At 46.9% G+C, this 16,034-nt stretch carries 15 protein-coding genes; 6 read left to right on the top strand and 9 right to left on the bottom strand.

Annotation, left to right across the window (positions count from 1 at the left end; translation table 11 throughout):
- Positions 1-137 precede the first annotated feature (137 nt).
- The 6 genes from KO531_RS12640 to KO531_RS12615 form a co-directional block, all read right to left on the bottom strand.
- The gene (locus KO531_RS12640) at positions 138-1,016 is read right to left on the bottom strand and encodes a hypothetical protein (RefSeq protein ID WP_219251339.1); all 879 of its coding nucleotides are present in this window, start codon (positions 1,014-1,016) and stop codon (positions 138-140) included.
- A gap of 181 nt (positions 1,017-1,197) precedes the next feature.
- Complete coding sequence (locus KO531_RS12635; RefSeq protein WP_219251338.1) at positions 1,198-2,067, bottom strand: hypothetical protein; 870 nt, start codon at positions 2,065-2,067, stop codon at positions 1,198-1,200.
- A gap of 186 nt (positions 2,068-2,253) precedes the next feature.
- On the bottom strand, positions 2,254-3,123 hold the full coding sequence (locus KO531_RS12630) for a hypothetical protein (RefSeq protein WP_131524028.1): 870 nt from the start codon (positions 3,121-3,123) through the stop codon (positions 2,254-2,256).
- Between the two features lie 180 nt (positions 3,124-3,303).
- Positions 3,304-4,170, bottom strand: a complete 867-nt coding sequence (locus tag KO531_RS12625; RefSeq protein ID WP_219251337.1) for a hypothetical protein — start codon at positions 4,168-4,170, stop codon at positions 3,304-3,306.
- 159 nt (positions 4,171-4,329) lie between these two features.
- Positions 4,330-5,199, bottom strand: a complete 870-nt coding sequence (locus KO531_RS12620) for a hypothetical protein (RefSeq protein ID WP_219251336.1) — start codon at positions 5,197-5,199, stop codon at positions 4,330-4,332.
- A gap of 181 nt (positions 5,200-5,380) precedes the next feature.
- Complete coding sequence (locus KO531_RS12615) at positions 5,381-6,253, bottom strand: hypothetical protein (protein ID WP_219251335.1); 873 nt, start codon at positions 6,251-6,253, stop codon at positions 5,381-5,383.
- 558 nt (positions 6,254-6,811) lie between these two features.
- Between KO531_RS12615 and KO531_RS12610 the strand changes: the two genes are divergently transcribed.
- Positions 6,812-7,069 (top strand): YceK/YidQ family lipoprotein, encoded by a 258-nt coding sequence (locus KO531_RS12610; RefSeq protein WP_251068942.1) that lies wholly within the window; start codon positions 6,812-6,814, stop codon positions 7,067-7,069.
- A 165-nt stretch (positions 7,070-7,234) separates the two neighbouring features.
- Here the strand turns inward: KO531_RS12610 and KO531_RS12605 are convergent, their stop codons facing one another.
- Together KO531_RS12605 and KO531_RS12600 are read right to left on the bottom strand one after the other, a co-directional pair.
- On the bottom strand, positions 7,235-8,356 hold the full coding sequence (locus KO531_RS12605) for an aminotransferase class V-fold PLP-dependent enzyme (protein WP_113941336.1): 1,122 nt from the start codon (positions 8,354-8,356) through the stop codon (positions 7,235-7,237).
- Between the two features lie 4 nt (positions 8,357-8,360).
- Entirely contained in the window at positions 8,361-9,539 is a 1,179-nt protein-coding gene (locus KO531_RS12600) for a monodechloroaminopyrrolnitrin synthase PrnB family protein (protein WP_219251334.1), read from the bottom strand.
- A 264-nt stretch (positions 9,540-9,803) separates the two neighbouring features.
- On the opposite strand from KO531_RS12600, the gene KO531_RS12595 reads away from it, so the two are divergent.
- From KO531_RS12595 to KO531_RS12580, 4 genes are all read left to right on the top strand, one after another.
- Positions 9,804-11,147: an anaerobic C4-dicarboxylate transporter gene (locus tag KO531_RS12595; protein ID WP_219251333.1), complete on the top strand. Its 1,344-nt coding sequence runs from the start codon at positions 9,804-9,806 to the stop codon at positions 11,145-11,147.
- A gap of 190 nt (positions 11,148-11,337) precedes the next feature.
- A complete protein-coding gene (locus tag KO531_RS12590; protein WP_219251332.1) occupies positions 11,338-12,003 on the top strand; it encodes a CHAP domain-containing protein in 666 nt (221 codons plus the stop codon).
- 12 nt (positions 12,004-12,015) lie between these two features.
- The gene (locus KO531_RS12585) at positions 12,016-12,606 is read left to right on the top strand and encodes a hypothetical protein (RefSeq protein ID WP_219251331.1); all 591 of its coding nucleotides are present in this window, start codon (positions 12,016-12,018) and stop codon (positions 12,604-12,606) included.
- Positions 12,607-12,643: 37 nt separating this feature from the next.
- Positions 12,644-13,156, top strand: a complete 513-nt coding sequence (locus KO531_RS12580; protein WP_105251107.1) for a M23 family metallopeptidase — start codon at positions 12,644-12,646, stop codon at positions 13,154-13,156.
- A 19-nt stretch (positions 13,157-13,175) separates the two neighbouring features.
- Here KO531_RS12580 and KO531_RS12575 read toward each other — a convergent pair whose 3' ends face one another.
- Complete coding sequence (locus KO531_RS12575) at positions 13,176-13,367, bottom strand: DUF2986 domain-containing protein (RefSeq protein WP_105251106.1); 192 nt, start codon at positions 13,365-13,367, stop codon at positions 13,176-13,178.
- Between the two features lie 424 nt (positions 13,368-13,791).
- Here KO531_RS12575 and KO531_RS12570 point away from each other — a divergent pair, with 424 nt between their 5' ends.
- A complete protein-coding gene (locus KO531_RS12570; RefSeq protein WP_219251330.1) occupies positions 13,792-15,969 on the top strand; it encodes a TonB-dependent receptor in 2,178 nt (725 codons plus the stop codon).
- Positions 15,970-16,034: the final 65 nt, after the last annotated feature.

Below are 16,034 nucleotides of genomic sequence, written 5' to 3'. Positions count from 1 at the left end.
ACGCCAGACACCGCGACAACAGCAACAATAGAGATAGATGGTTAAAAACCGATCTAAACTAAACATGGATGCAGCAGAAAAACCACCTATATAGTCGGAAGTTAACTACCGCGCCATTATTGTTAAGTGTCCACGCTTTATTCAACTAGGCTGGTTATTTTGTCAGGGGCAAAATCTACCAGTTGGGCAGGTTCGCCTGACTCAAATGACGCAAATGGTACGCCATCTAACACGCGCTCATTTTTAAATACACGGATTTCAGAATCAGGTAACTGCGTCATCAGTAATGACAAGATAATGTGCATCTTATCCAATGGGCAATGAAGACGAATACTTGCACGTAAGCCCATTGTTCGTACATCCGATTGGCAGGCAATAAATGGACGATTCCGCGTTATCTTAATCAAATGGCGATGCCCATTTTTTATAGGACTCTCGTAAGTTGTCTCTACATTTTTAAAACCAGTAAAGAAAAATGCCCCCAGAGCCATTCCACCTACACCAACCAGCGCTGCTGGGCCTAAAAAGGCCACCCCGACAATACAAACCACCACCCCAAACCAAGCCAGCCCCCGCACTACCGCATAGGCTGCATCCGGAATAGCATCATGATAGGTGGTAACTAACCCCTCGGTGGTGAGCCGATAATGGTACTGTTTGTCTGCAAACCAGAGGTAACGAGCAGATAAGCACATAATTAAAGCCATGATGATTAACCCTATACCCAAGCTAGTATCGCCAGATAGCAAATAGCACCCTATAAGTGCTAAGCAACCACACGGGATCAGGAAGGTTAACCAAAATAGACCATAGACAGTCGCCACCCGAATATCCCACTCATAAAGCGTGGGCGCCTCACGCACCCGCTGCTGACGTAGCTTATTGAGCCGGCTTTGCTCCTCTTGGGGTAATTGCAGGTACTCACTGCGCGGCAGGTCTTCATACCGACTGTCGTCCAACAGTTTTGTCTCTTGCTCTGTCGACGCCAACTGCTGCGGCGCTGCTCTCTTATTCATATAGCTATTCCTTTGCTGTGCCCACGGACTGCACGGTCATCGTTAACCTACCCACACAGCTCGTACTTAATGTCTTCTCGCTCTTGACGACCTTGCTGCTAAAGGTCTGTTAGCATCTTAGTGGCAAAGTTGCCATTGATGACACCGAATCTCGCGCCAATAACAGGCGCGAGAAAAAACGTTAACTGGGCTGGGGATTCTTAGGGGCGAAATCTGACAGTTGGGCAGGTTCGCCTGACTCAAATGACGCAAATGGTACGCCATCTAACACGCGCTCATTTTTAAATACACGGATTTCAGAATCAGGTAACTGCGTCATCAGCAATGACAAGATAATGTGTATCTTATCCAATGGGCAATGAAGACGAATACTTGCGCGTAAGCCCATTGTTCGTACATCCGATTGGCAGGCAATAAATGGACGATTCCGCGTTACCTTAATCAAATGACGATGCCCATTTTTTATAGGACTCTCGTAAGTAGTCTCTATATTTTTAAAACCAGTAAAGAAAAATGCCATCACGGCAAAACTACCCGCGCCGACCAAGGCGGCCGGGCCTAACAACGCCACGCCGACGATGCAAACAACTACCCCAAACCAAGCCAGCCCCCGCACTACCGCGTAGGCTGCATCCGGAATCGCGTCATGATAGGTAGTAACTAAACCCTCGGTGGTGAGCCGATAATGGTACTGTTTGTCGGCCAACCAGAGGTAGCGCATAAATGGCCCAAAAATCATCACTATGATGAGAAAATAATACCATTGCTCAAATCCATACCAGTATGTCACCAACCCAACTAGAGCCGTAATCCCGCACGGAATAAGGACCATGATCCACCCAATGCCATACACAGTCGCTACCTTAATATCCCACTCATAGAGGGTCGGTGCCTCGCGTACCCGCTGCTGACGTAGCTTATTGAGCCGGTCTTGCTCCTCTTGGGGTAATTGCAGGTACTCACTGCGCGGCAGGTCTTCATACCGACTGTCGTCCAACGGTTGTGTCTCTTGCTCTGTCGACGCCAACTGCGGCGCTGATCTCTTATTCATATAGCTATTCCTTTGCTGTGCCCACGGACTGCACGGTCATCGTTAACCTACCCACACAGCTCGTACTTAATGTTTTCTCGCTCTTGACGACCTAGCCGCGAAAGGCCTGCCAGCATCTTAGTGGCAAAGCAGCCACTGATGGACACCGAATCTCGCGCCAATAAATAATAGGCGCGAGAAAAAACGTTAACTGGGCAGGGTATTCTCAGGGGCAAAATCTGACAATTGGACTGGTTCGCCGTCACGGATGCCAACTTTAGAAAGGCCAACTATTCGTTCATTTTTCAATAAAAAGAGTTTCGACCCCGGTAATTGCTTCATCAGTAGCGACAACACTTTATGCATATCTTCGGGATGGCAATAACAGTCGAGATTTGAATAATATCCGAAATAAAACCTGTCTGTATCACACGATATATATGGCCTCTTGTGGGTCACTTTTATCATGTGGGGATGTCCACGCTTGATAGCACTTATTGAGGTGGTTTCTACATTTTTAAAACCAGTAAAGAAAAATGCCCCCAGAGCCATTCCGCCTGCACCAATCAGCGCTGCTGGGCCTAAAAAGGCCACCCCGACAATACAAACCACCACTCCAAACCAAGCCAGCCCCCGCACTACCGCATAGGCGGCATCCGGAATCGCGTCATGATAGGTAGTAACTAAACCCTCAGTGGTGAGCCGATAATGGTACTGTTTGTCGGCCAACCAGAGGTAGCGGATAAATGGCGCAAAAATCAGCGCCATGAAAAAAAAACCATACCATTGGTCAGACTCATACCAGTACGCCACCAAGCCAATCAGCACCATTATCCCGCAGGGAATAATGACAACGAGCCACCCCATGGCATACACAGTCGCTACCTTAATATCCCACTCATAGAGGGTGGGCGCCTCACGCACCCGCTGCTGACGTAGCTTATTGAGCCGGTCTTGCTCCTCTTGGGGTAATTGCAGGAACTCACTGCGCGGCAGATCTTCATACCGACTGTCGTCCAACGGTTGCGTCTCTTGCTCTGTCGACGCCGACTGCTGCGGCGCTGCTCTCTTATTCATATAGCTATTCCTTTGCAGTGCCCACGGACTGCACGGTCGTCGTTAACCTACCCACACAGCTTGTACTTAATGTCTTCTCGCCCTTGACGACCTTGCCGCGAAAGGCCTGTCAGCATCTTGGTGGCAAAGCTGCCACTGATGACACCGAATCTCGCGCCAATAATAGGCGCAAGAAAAACGTTAACTGGGCAGGGTATTCTCAGGGGCAAAATCTGACAATTGGACTGGTTCGCCGTCACGGGTGCCAACTTTAGAGAGGCCAACTATTCGTTCATTTTTCAATAAAAAGAGTTTCGACCCCGGTAATTGCTTCATCAGTAGCGACAACACTTTATGCATATCTTCGGGATGACAATAACAGTCGAGATTTGAATAATATCCGAAATAAAACCTGTCTGTATCACACGATATATATGGCCTCTTGTGGGTCACTTTTATCATGTGGGGATGTCCACGCTTGATAGCACTTATTGAGGTGGTTTCTACATTTTTAAAACCAGTAAAGAAAAATGCCCCCAGAGCCATTCCGCCTGCACCAATCAGCGCTGCTGGGCCTAAAAAAGCCACTCCGACAATACAAACTACCACCCCAAACCAAGCCAGCCCCCGTACTACCGCGTAGGCTGCATCCGGAATAGCATCATGATAGGTGGTAACTAACCCCTCGGTGGTGAGCCGATAATGGTACTGCTTGTCTGCAAACCAGAGGTAACGAGCAGATAGGAACATTATTAGGGCCATGATGATTAACCCCATACCCAAGCTAGTATCGCCAGATAACAAATAGCTCCCTATAAGTGCTAAACAGCCACACGGGATCAGGAAGGTTAACCAAAATAGACCATAGACAGTCGCCACCCGAATATCCCACTCATAAAGCGTGGGCGCCTCTCGCACCCGCTGCAGACGCAACTGATAGAGCCGGTCTTGCTCCTCTTGGGGTAATTGCAGGTACTCACTGCGCGGCAGGTCTTCATACCGACTGTCGTCCAACAGTTGTGTCTCTTGCTCTGTCGACGCCGACTGCGGCGCTGCCCTCTTATTCATATAGCTATTCCTTTGCTGTGCCCACGGTACTGCATGGTCATCGTTAACAGCTCGAACTTAATGTCTTCTCACCCTTGACGACCTCGCCGCTAAAGGTCTGTTAGCCTGTATCCAGATAATGGTCGTAATTAGCGCCAATAACAGGCGCGAGAAAAAACGCTAACTGGGCTGAGTATTCTCAGGGGCAAAATCTGACAATTGGACTGGTTCGCCGTCACGGGTGCCAACTTTAGAGAGACCAACTATTCGTTCATTTTTCAATAAAAAGAGTTTCGACCCCGGTAATTGCTTCATCAGTAGCGACAACACTTTATGCATATCTTCGGGATGGCAATAACAGTCGAGATTTGAATAATATCCGAAATAAAACCTGTCTGTATCACACGATATATATGGCCTCTTGTGGGTCACTTTTATCATGTGGGGATGTCCACGCTTGATAGCACTTATTGAGGTGGTTTCTACATTTTTAAAACCAGTAAAGAAAAATGCCATCACGGCAAAACCACCCGCGCCGACCAAGGCGGCCGGGCCTAACAACGCCACGCCGACGATGCAAACAACTACCCCAAACCAAGCCAGCCCCCGCACTACCGCGTAGGCGGCATCCGGAATAACGTCATGATAGGTGGTAACCAACCCCTCGGTGGTGAGCCGATAATGGTACTGTTTGTCGGCCAACCAGAGGTAGCGCATAAATGGCCCAAAAATCATCACTATGATGAGAAAATAATACCATTGTTCAAATCCATACCAATATGTCACCAACCCAACTAGAGCCGTAATCCCGCACGGAATAAGAACCATGATCCACCCCATACCATACACAGTCGCCACCCGAATATCCCACTCATAAAGCGTGGGCGCCTCACGCACCCGCTGCTGACGTAGCTTATTGAGCCGGCTTTGCTCCTCTTGGGGTAATTGCAGGTACTCACTGCGCGGCAGGTCTTCATACCGACTGTCGTCCAACAGTTTTGTCTCTTGCTCTGTCGACGCCAACTGCTGCGGCGCTGCTCTCTTATTCATATAGCTATTCCTTTGCTGTGCCCACGGACTGCACGGTCATCGTTAACCTACCCACACAGCTCGTACTTAATGTCTTCTCGCTCTTGACGACCTTGCTGCTAAAGGTCTGTTAGCATCTTAGTGGCAAAGCTGCCATTGATGACACCGAATCTCGCGCCAATAACAGGCGCGAGAAAAAACGTTAACTGGGCTGGGGATTCTTAGGGGCGAAATCTGACAGTTGGGCAGGTTCGCCTGACTCAAATGACGCAAATGGTACGCCATCTAACACGCGCTCATTTTTAAATACACGGATTTCAGAATCAGGTAACTGCGTCATCAGCAATGACAAGATAATGTGTATCTTATCCAATGGGCAATGAAGACGAATACTTGCGCGTAAGCCCATTGTTCGTACATCCGATTGGCAGGCAATAAATGGACGATTCCGCGTTACCTTAATCAAATGACGATGCCCATTTTTTATAGGACTCTCGTAAGTAGTCTCTATATTTTTAAAACCAGTAAAGAAAAATGCCATCACGGCAAAACCACCCGCGCCGACCAAGGCGGCCGGGCCTAAAAAGGCCACCCCGACAATACAAACCACCACCCCAAACCAAGCCAACCCACGCACTACCGCATAGGCTGCATCCGGAATCGCATCATGATAGGTGGTAACTAACCCCTCGGTGGTGAGTCGATAGTGGTACTGTTTGTCGGCCAACCAGAGGTAGCGGATAAATGGCGCAAAAATCAGTGCCATGAAAAAAAAACCATACCATTGGTCAGACTCATACCAGTACGCCACCAAGCCAATCAGCACCATTATCCCGCAGGGAATAATGACAACGAGCCACCCCATGCCATACACGGTCGCTACCCTAATATCCCACTCATAGAGGGTGGGCGCCTCACGCACCCGCTGCTGACGTAGCTTATTGAGCCGGTCTTGCTCCTCTTGGGGTAATTGCAGGTACTCACTGCGCGGCAGATCTTCATACCGGCTGTCGTTCAACGGTTGTGTGTCTTGCTCTGTCGACGCAGACTGCTGCGGCGCTGCTTTATTGTTCATCCTGTTACCTCTCGGTAGACTCTACTTGTAGCGTGGTCATCGCTAAGCAGTAAATCCAGCCATCCATTTTAAATCAGCAACATAATATGCTCTCGGCCTACCCTCAAGCGAATATTTACTGAAGCAGTTTTAAGGAAAGTAATAAAAGTAGCTAGATGACCAGTGAGGGAAGTGGAGACTGATTTTAAAGAGTATGTTCAAAACTCATCTGAGTTCTGCAAGGGCACGGCATACAAACCTCCATGATTAATACCAATCCAAAACAAGAGTCGCCGTTAACAACTAGGTTATTGAGGTTGGCTGTATCTCGTTTCTGTTGATGAATAATTGACAGATATAATCATATAGTTAGAATGCCAAGCTGTTGAAACAGAACAGGTTGGCGTCAAATGAAACCAGATCTGGTTCCACATCACTAACGCTCTCAGTTGATCAAGTGAGTAGATCATACCGAAGCAATGCAGTTTTTCACATATAAACAATGGAGTGGTTATGCGTTGGTTGACTTGGTTGGTCGTGTGCTGTTCTCTCACGGGATGTGCAACGATAACGTCGAGGATGGGAGAAGATTCAACTTGGGGTCATTCTTTCTCAAGTGTGCAAACGGCTGTTGATAATGGCGAGGAGTGTATGATTATCTCAGCGTTGGCGGCCCCGCCCTTGCTGCTCTTTACCATCCCGCTGACACTCGTTGATATGAGCAGTGCGTTGATCATCGATACTGTTATGCTACCTGCAGATTTAGCGATCACGCCCAGCGATCCCAAGCTCCACACCCCGCGACCTATGGTCTGCCGCTATGACTACAAGATTTAAGCATGATCGCCCCCAATAAATAACCTCAAGTTGCCTGTGTGACAGTGAGTTAACGCCGGCATACGGGAACGACCATGTCGCGGTTTGCCTCCCAGAGTGTTGTGCCTTGTTAGTTGTAATTACGTGGTACAACTTAGCCTAGCAAGCCATTTTAAATCATTTAAGTTAGCGATTTGCTTTAATCACATCAAGTAACAACTTGATATCAGCCATATTGTTATAAATATGCGGAGAAATCCGGATCCCCATACTGCGGGCGTCGACACTAATATTCGCGTTCGCCAATGCCGTCATCATTTGATGCTGCTGTTTACCAAACTGCAGAATAAGCGTGCCGCTGCGCTTTTCAGTATCCCGCGGCGACACAAACTCATGGTCGAGCTCTTGCGCCACAGCATCAATCAATTGCTGATTGTATTTACGCAGCAACGGAGTACCTAAACCAGCAAGATAATGAATGCTATGGGTGGCAATGGCATAAGGCGCGATTGATGGTGTCCCTCCCCAAAAGCGCAGTGCGGAATGCTGGTAACGAAAATCATGGATATCAAATTCGAACGGATTCTCGTGGCTAAACCAACCCACATCTTTAGGCTGACAACTATCCAATATGGCGGGATTAACCCAAAGATAGGCAGCACCAGGGCCGCCGCAGAGCCATTTCACACTCGAACCGATTAAAAAATCGGGTTGTAGGCGCGCAAGATCCAGCGGAATAATCCCCGCCGATTGCGCTACATCCACTAAGCTCAAACAACCTCGCTCACGGGCTATAGTGAAAATATTGGCTAATGGCGCCTGCTGCCCCGTATTCGAGTAAGCATGGCTGACAAACACCAGATCCACATCGCGGCTGATATGCGCATCCCACACATTAGGGTCGGTGATATCGAGCCCTTTAGGAATAAAGCGTACTTCGCAACTGGCAGGCAGCGCTTTTTTAAGGGCAAAACCCATGCTGGGAAAATCAATCTCACTCATTAACACAACGGCGTGTTCGCGGTTCAATCTGTCGAGGGACATGACAATTTTAGTCAGCGCACTGGAAAGATTGACCTGAGGGCAAAAATCCTTCTGGTGGCCGTTAAATAGTTTAGATAAAGCAAAGGTAAAATCATCAATCACACCCAACCACTGGCCCCAAGGTTCACGCCCCGACTCCTGCCAAGGCGCAAAAAAGGCTTCTTTAAAGACCTGCTCGGTCGATTTTAATGGCCGGCCAACGGAATGGTTTAATAGATATCCTGGACCTGCTAGGTAAAAGTCCTTTTTAAAATCTTCAAACATAGTGTTATCTCAAACTCTCTTTTAGTTTTTTAATATCACAATAACGAGTCCGAATATCGCTGCGCTGAGCGGCGGCGCGTCTGTCTCTGAGTCGCTCCAATGAGCCGAGTAGCACATGCAGTGGCGGACCACTCGCGGTAACCTTAGCTAAATGCTGCTGCTCCATACTTGTCGAAGGCTCAGCAATATATTTAGTTACTAACTCATTATGGTGCTGAATCGCAGTCTCGCCATGTAATTCGCAGACTTCGATAAAGAGTCGCAAGTTTTCTTGATACCAATCTTGGGTTGAGCAGTCTTTTGCCAGCAAGAAGTCATCCATCAAATTCGGCCGACGCATGCACTCGCGCAATATCTGTTGATCCTCCGGCATCATGTATAAAAACTTGTCCACCAGCATTTGTGAATAGGAGGCTTCGTTTGCAAAACAAAGACCTAGCGTTAAATCGATGACATTAATCCCCGCAAAATCACCTGCATTGGCACCGCGATAGATGACTGAACCCACCCGATAAGGTTTGTAGTAAGGACGAACACAGTAAAAGAAACGGTCAGTATCTAATCGGTTGAATAATTGAGTATTCGACTCAATCACATCTTGCAAGGCCTGTTTAGCGACTCGCAGTAAATCGTGACTGATGGGATGGGAAATGCCCAAAGGCTGGATCTTCAATAGCGCATCGGCGGCGCGTTTATAGGCCAAAATGCCCTTAGTGTTGTAATCCACAAACAGCTTTTCGGCGCTCAGATCGGTAAAGCGCTTATAAATGCCATTGTGGGCACGATTATGAGTAGTTAAATGTGCGGTGGCAAAGCGCGGCGTGACGCCTATTGAAGCGCCAATATGCATGGCGAGCGCAGAAGCCTCAGCTAATGGCGATGTCGTTTCCCGCGAGGGCTCGGTAATTTCATGGCGCCGACAGGCCGCCATATACAAGCCCACATTGCCGAGTAAATCGAAGGCACTGTCGAAACCTTCATCAGTATTCCCCTCATCGAGCAAGGTCTTAATCAACTCTCGCCCTTCGCTCTCCAGCGCCAACTTAGCTTCTGCGCCGATATCGAGCACATTGGCCCGATCTGTTTGTTGGTAGTAAAGCTGTTCTAGCTCGGAATTGAGTTCCACAAAGCGGCTGCGGATCCAATCATCAAAGGCTTCGGTATTAAAGGTGGCAGGTTTCACGGGCTTATCCTTGAGTATTGTTATCGTTCTTTTAAACGGAGTGAGCTCAAAGCGTTAGCCCAATCCGTAAAACTCGTAACCAGAATGCAACTTATCGCCACATGTTTCTAGCGTTAGGTCAAATTTCCGAAAAAACTAATGCCATTTTTTATTTACACCATGCGCCAGCGCAATTTTTCAAACACTTTTACTCCGCAGAATGTTCCTGAAGACACTCATCACTCAACTAATAGCTAAGCGGTAAGTTCCGCAGAGGTAAATCGGATGATTTTAATGGAATTTATAGTAGTGCTTAGCTGCCTACTGCTAGGTACCCGCTACGGCGGCATGGGATTAGGCCTCATCAGCGGTATTGGCTTATTTTTACTGATTTTTGTTTTCGGTTTAGTGCCGGGACAACCGCCAGTGCAAGTTATGCTAACCATACTTGCAGTCATTGGCTGTGCAGCCGTATTGCAAACCGCGGGTGGATTAGATGTGATGATGCAGTATGCCGAGCGCTTACTGCGCCGTCATCCACAATACATCACGATTCTAGCACCACTGACCACGTGGACGCTGACCTTCCTTTGCGGTACTGGCCATGTGGTTTACACCATGTTCCCGATTATTTCCGATATCGCGCTGAAGAAAAATATTCGCCCAGAGCGCCCAATGGCGGTGGCATCTGTCGCCTCGCAAATGGCGATTTGTGCCTCGCCCGTGTCGGTAGCTGTGGTGTCTATGGTGTCGATTCTGGCATCACAACAGGGTGTAGGCCGCGCTTACAATCTGCTCGAAATTTTAATGGTGTCAGTGCCAGCATCGCTTTGCGGTGTCATGGCCGCTGCACTTTGGAGTCTGCGTCGTGGTAAAGATTTAGATAAAGATGAAGAATTTCAAGAACGCATTAAAGATCCAGTCCAAAGAGCCTTTATCTATGACAAGAGCGAAACCCTGTTAAATCAAAAATATCCGAAGGAAGCTTACTGGGCAACGGGGATTTTCTTCACCGCTATCGCTGCTGTGGTACTGTTAGGTTCATTTAGTGAATTGCGTCCCGCCTTTGACGTTAAAGGTAAGTCGACCTTGCTCTCGATGAACTTAGTCATCCAGATGATGATGTTAATTGCAGGTGCATTTATCCTGATGACCTGTAAAGTCAAACCGACTAACATCTCTAACGGTCCCGTTTTTAAAGCGGGCATGGTGGCAATTTTCTCAGTATTTGGTGTGGCGTGGATGAGTGATACTTTCTTCATCAGCCATATGGATGTACTTCAAGAAAACTTGTCCCATGTAGTACAAAGCCAGCCTTGGACCTATGCCTTAGTGCTGTTTCTCATCTCTAAGCTTGTTAATAGCCAAGCGGCAGCACTTACTGCAATCGCACCTATGGGACTCGCCTTAGGGGTAGATCCAAAACTCTTAATCGCCTTCCTCCCTGCAAGCTACGGTTATTTCGTGCTACCAACCTATCCAAGTGATCTGGCCTGTATCGGCTTTGACCGTTCAGGTACGACTAAAATAGGTAAGTTCATCATTAACCACAGCTTTATCATTCCAGGCTTTATCGGTGTAGCGACAGCATCGGCTGTCGGTTATCTACTCGCAACCGCTTTACTCTAAGCGCCACAAATAACAAAGGCCGCTGATGCGGCCTTTGTTTTAGATAACCTTAGATCACACAAAAGTATTAACCTGTGCCAATATAAAACCCATACCCTAGACGTCCATGTTCTTCAGAACATAAAATACGCAGCCCGAAAGTGAGATAAGTATCTTACTCAACAACTCTTTTTAGCTTGCCGTACTAAAGATGATTAGACGCTTATCCATTCTATTAGCTTTTTTCGCGATACTGATGGGGCTCGTATACTGTGCCTACAGTCTGATAACTCGGATTAACTTTAATTCCCACCATCAAGTAGGAGAAGTCATCGACACTCTAAACGGGGTTAATATCTATTATAACGGAGGAGTTAATACCCATTCAGGACGCAACCTATCTATAGATGGTTATAACTTAGGTATTCAATATCAATGTGTTGAATTTGTTAAGCGCTACTTTTACCAACGCTACCAGCATAAAATGCCTGACGCTTTAGGCCATGCTAGAGACTTTTTTGATAACAAGTTAAGCGATGGCATGTGGAATGAAAAACGCGCTATGCGGCAATACACTAATGCGAGTCAGACCAAACCTATGCAGGATGATCTACTCGTGTTTTCTCCATGGATATTTAACCCCTATGGTCACGTTGCGATCATTGCCTCAGTTACCGATAGCAGTATTGAAATTGCTCAGCAAAATCCCGGCCCCTTTGGCCCATCACGCGAACGGTTGGCATTAATTCAACAAAACGGCCTCTGGTATATTGATGCGCCTCGAGTAAAAGGTTGGTTAAGATGGCAGGCCCCGGAAATCACGGCATCCCCGATTGCAGAATCCGCAAATACGCCATTCCCCAGTAAGGTTCACTGAGAAATAACAATAATGTCAGTATTAACTTGGATTAAACAACGCCTTGCACGTAATAGTGATAGCTTCAAGCAATCTAGGCCACAAACTGAGTTACGCACTGTTTTTCATCAAACCCAGATGCCCAATATCAGCTTGCCAATCATACAAACCTATCCACTCGTTGTACCTATGGACAGAGCAGATATTTTTGCTTATCAATTGCATTGCTTGCTGACTTACCAAGGGAAAGAGGCCTTAAACACTTTACTTAGCCAGGCAGGCTTTAACATATTGCCCGAGCAAACGGTCAACTTTAACGGTTTTATCGAACATCCAACCCAAGCGACCTGCGTATTACTGAACCAATATGACGATTTTGCGGGTGTGTGCATAACCTTAGTGACCAATGACAAACCCTTGCTAGAAGCATTAATCAGATTCAAATCCACCCCGCCCAATCCATGGGAAAGCTTTCCTAATATCGATCCCGATACCCTCGGCAGTCTTCAAGGTAATATCGACTTTTGGTGCAGCTATTTTTGGCGCCCCTATTGGCTATCACTCTCAGAAACTGAGCGCTTGCAATATCCTGAAAATTGGCGGGAATTTAGCGAGTTTCATTAAAACTTAAGGTACGCAAACACTTAATGTAGGATAAAAAATGAAATTGAAATATGTTGGATTAGCACTGACGTTACTGCTACTTGGTGGTTATCTGATCCCTGAGTCACCCGCGATCCCAGTAAAAGGTGCCAGCAGTAAAGATTGGAACAGCCAAACCTTTTGGTATGAACCTTGGGGTCCATCGGGCGTTCACAAGGGGATAGATATTTTCGCCGCCAAAAACACCGCAGTGATTGCGCCAACGCCTATGCTGATCTTGTATCGAGGTGACTTCTTCAAAGGAGGAAATGTGGTGGTTGGTTTAGGTCCTAAATGGCAAATTCATTACTTTGCCCATTTAGCCCAAATTGAATCAGCCACAGGATTGATTACCTACCAAGGTGACACTTTGGGCACTGTCGGCGATACGGGCAATGCACAAGGTAAACCGCCCCATCTGCACTATTCCATTTTGAGCTTATTGCCTAAACCTTGGCTGATGGATACTTCAACCCAAGGTTATAAAAAGGCCTTTTATCAAAACCCTATCGAGTATTTAACTGCACTATAGGCTTAACTACTTACTTTAATCAGCTTATTGGCAGTCCAATATCAAGCTGAGGTTCTGCGGTTTTTGATGGGGTCTCATGCTCAACTGCCGCAGCTAATGCTTCTCTCTCTGCCTTTGCAATATATTTAGGTTTATTGCTAGATTGCAGTTTGGCATTGGCCTTTTTTGCCTTGCTCTTCAAGGTTTGATTAATCTTCTTTTTACGGTTCATCAGAGTACCAATGCAAGATACGATATAAAGGGGCGCGATTATAGCCTTCCATCAACACGCCAGACAATCGAAAGCACTAAGGCAAACGCGTAGCCCAATCAAATAATCAAACCTGCGACTAAAGCATAGGTCTCCTAAATCAAAGACAAATGCCAAAAAAGGTAATGCTTTACCGACATGAACTCGCACTATATGCATGGCCTTTACAGTAAAACCTCTCGATACCGAGTGCTGTGTCGCAATTTATTCATACTGTCGTCAAATCATGCAATTTCCTGTATGGCGTGACTAGACAAGCTGTAATTCCTCCCCTAAAATCGCGAATAATAAAAATCGTTATCATTTGTAATACAATTTAATGGAATATTAACCTATGCCAAGGGAGCCGGTGTAACAAACTCATTCGCCCTTAGCAGGAAGTTATATGACATTCAAAACCTCGTTTGTTGCTTTAGCCGTATTGGCAGCGTTAACCCAATCCGCTGCGGCCCAAGATGCCACCGACAACAGTCCAAACAACAAAAATAAAGACATAGAAAAAATCACTGTCACCGCAAGTCGAATGGATAAATCCCCCAGCTCGATCCCCAATACTGTCACTATCATCGACCGCGCCCAATTAGAAGAACAGTTCCGCACCACTAAAGATTTATCGACTATTATCGGTAACTTAGCGCCTAGCTTTTCACCGAGCCGCCAGAAGATGAGTAACACAGGTGAAACCCTGCGTGGTCGTCCGCCATTGATTATGATCGACGGAGTGCCTCAATCGAACCCACTTCGCAGTGGTGGTAGAGAGGGACAAACCATAGATCCTGCCATGATTGAGCGCATCGAAATCATTCACGGCGCCAATGCAATGCACGGTCTCGGTGCCCAGGGCGGTATCATCAACTACATCACTAAAAAGCCTACAGGCGACAGCGAACAGGTTGCTAGTTTCGATGTCACAGTGCCTGATTCAATGAAATCCAATGGCTTAAGCTTTGGTGCTAGCTATGCGTTTTCTGGCGAGTCAGAATTTATCGACATGATAGGTTCGGTTAGCTACCGCAATAATGGCGTCTATTACGATGCCAATCATAACGTAGTGGGTGTCGACACGACTCAAGGCGAGTCGATGGACAGTCAAAGCAAAGATTTCTTCATCAAGCTTGGCCATAACTTCGATGAGTCACGCCTTGAATTAATGGTTAACCATTACAATGCAGACAACAATGGCGATTGGATGCCCGTTGCAGGTGACAAGCCCAATGGTGTACCCACAGGTGCAGTTAAAGAAACTCAGCCATGGGAAGCCGCCAACAACCAAGTGACCACCACAAGTTTGACTTACACCCACGCCAACATTGGTGGCCAGCAACTTAGCCTGCAACTCTTTAATCAAGATTTTAAAGCGGTTTATGGTGGCGGCTGTTTCGATAGCTTCTACGATCCATCCTTCGAAGGCAGCGATCAAGTCATCCAATGCGGTATAGGCAGTAAAGGCGAAAGCTTGTACTACGAGCAATCGCGTAACTCTTCGGTTAAATGGGGTTTAAAAAGCGCCTTGATCGCTAAGGATATTGCCGGCTCAGGAATTGATGCGGCCTACGGTGTCGACCTTTTCCGCGACACCACTGAGCAAGATTTAGTAAAAACTGGCTTTTCATGGGTTCCCGAAAGTACCTATGACAACGTTGCGCCATACTTGCAGTTAGATTATGACTTAATTGAAAATTTAACCTTATCGACTGGTGTTCGTTACGAACATGCCGAGTTAAGTGTCGATGACTACAAAACCCTATGGGGTGCAGGCAATAAGCAAATTGCGGGCGGTTCAGCCACCTTCGATGAAACCTTATTTAACGTCGGTATCTCTTATAAAATCACTCCTGACATTCGCGTTTATACCAGCTATAACCAAGGTTTTGGCATGCCGGATATCGGCCGAATTCTGCGTGATGGTAAAAGCTTCCCCGGCGACAATCCCAGCATAGATGGCTCACTGGCGCTCACGCCAATCGTCACAGATAACGTTGAAGTCGGCGCCGATTACCAAGGTAAATACTTAAGCGCTAAGCTAGCTTACTATCGTTCCGCTACTGATTTTGGCTCACGTTTGGCCTTAAATAGTGATGGTTTCTACGACGTGAAGCGCGAAAAGAGTGTGATCGATGGTATTGAAGCCAATGTCACCGCCTACATTACCAGCAATGATGATCTCGGCATGAATATCGCCTTCCAGCAGGGCGAATACGATTCAAATGGTGATAGCCAAGTCGATACCGATCTCGATGGTGCAAATATTTCACCAAACCGTATCAACCTGTTCTGGACCCATAGCTTCGATAATGAAATGTCGACCCGCGTTCAAGCCAATTACTACATGGACCGCGATTTTAAAAACGCGGCGGGCAACAAGTATGCGGAATTTGATGGCTACACGACAGTCGATGCTTCCTTCTCTATGCCGCTTTACACTGGCACCCTGAGCCTAGGTTTGCAAAATCTATTTAATAAGGATTATTTCAATTATTACTCACAAACCATGGGTACAAATGATCGTTATTTCAAAGGGATGGGGCGTACTGCAACAATAGGCTACACCTTACCTTTCTAAGTGAAAGGCCCATTTTGAAACATAAAAAAGCGCAATTACATTGCGCTTTTTTATTGTGTGGAAGA

Origin of the sequence: Shewanella sp. NKUCC06_TVS (assembly GCF_019345515.1) — a bacterium.
GTDB classification, from domain to species: domain Bacteria; phylum Pseudomonadota; class Gammaproteobacteria; order Enterobacterales; family Shewanellaceae; genus Shewanella; species Shewanella oncorhynchi.
Note: the sequence above shows the minus strand (reverse complement) of the source record. Positions and strands in the feature narration are given on the sequence as shown.

Coding starts and splice junctions, on each gene's coding strand:
- KO531_RS12575 (WP_105251106.1), bottom strand. CDS start 13,367: ATGAACCGTAAAAAGAAGATTAATCAAACCTTGAAGAGCAAGGCAAAA.
- KO531_RS12630 (WP_131524028.1), bottom strand. CDS start 3,123: ATGAATAAGAGAGCAGCGCCGCAGCAGTCGGCGTCGACAGAGCAAGAG.
- KO531_RS12635 (WP_219251338.1), bottom strand. CDS start 2,067: ATGAATAAGAGATCAGCGCCGCAGTTGGCGTCGACAGAGCAAGAGACA.
- KO531_RS12590 (WP_219251332.1), top strand. CDS start 11,338: ATGATTAGACGCTTATCCATTCTATTAGCTTTTTTCGCGATACTGATG.
- KO531_RS12640 (WP_219251339.1), bottom strand. CDS start 1,016: ATGAATAAGAGAGCAGCGCCGCAGCAGTTGGCGTCGACAGAGCAAGAG.
- KO531_RS12570 (WP_219251330.1), top strand. CDS start 13,792: ATGACATTCAAAACCTCGTTTGTTGCTTTAGCCGTATTGGCAGCGTTA.
- KO531_RS12610 (WP_251068942.1), top strand. CDS start 6,812: ATGGGAGAAGATTCAACTTGGGGTCATTCTTTCTCAAGTGTGCAAACG.
- KO531_RS12605 (WP_113941336.1), bottom strand. CDS start 8,356: ATGTTTGAAGATTTTAAAAAGGACTTTTACCTAGCAGGTCCAGGATAT.
- KO531_RS12580 (WP_105251107.1), top strand. CDS start 12,644: ATGAAATTGAAATATGTTGGATTAGCACTGACGTTACTGCTACTTGGT.
- KO531_RS12620 (WP_219251336.1), bottom strand. CDS start 5,199: ATGAATAAGAGAGCAGCGCCGCAGCAGTTGGCGTCGACAGAGCAAGAG.
- KO531_RS12615 (WP_219251335.1), bottom strand. CDS start 6,253: ATGAACAATAAAGCAGCGCCGCAGCAGTCTGCGTCGACAGAGCAAGAC.
- KO531_RS12595 (WP_219251333.1), top strand. CDS start 9,804: ATGATTTTAATGGAATTTATAGTAGTGCTTAGCTGCCTACTGCTAGGT.
- KO531_RS12625 (WP_219251337.1), bottom strand. CDS start 4,170: ATGAATAAGAGGGCAGCGCCGCAGTCGGCGTCGACAGAGCAAGAGACA.
- KO531_RS12585 (WP_219251331.1), top strand. CDS start 12,016: ATGTCAGTATTAACTTGGATTAAACAACGCCTTGCACGTAATAGTGAT.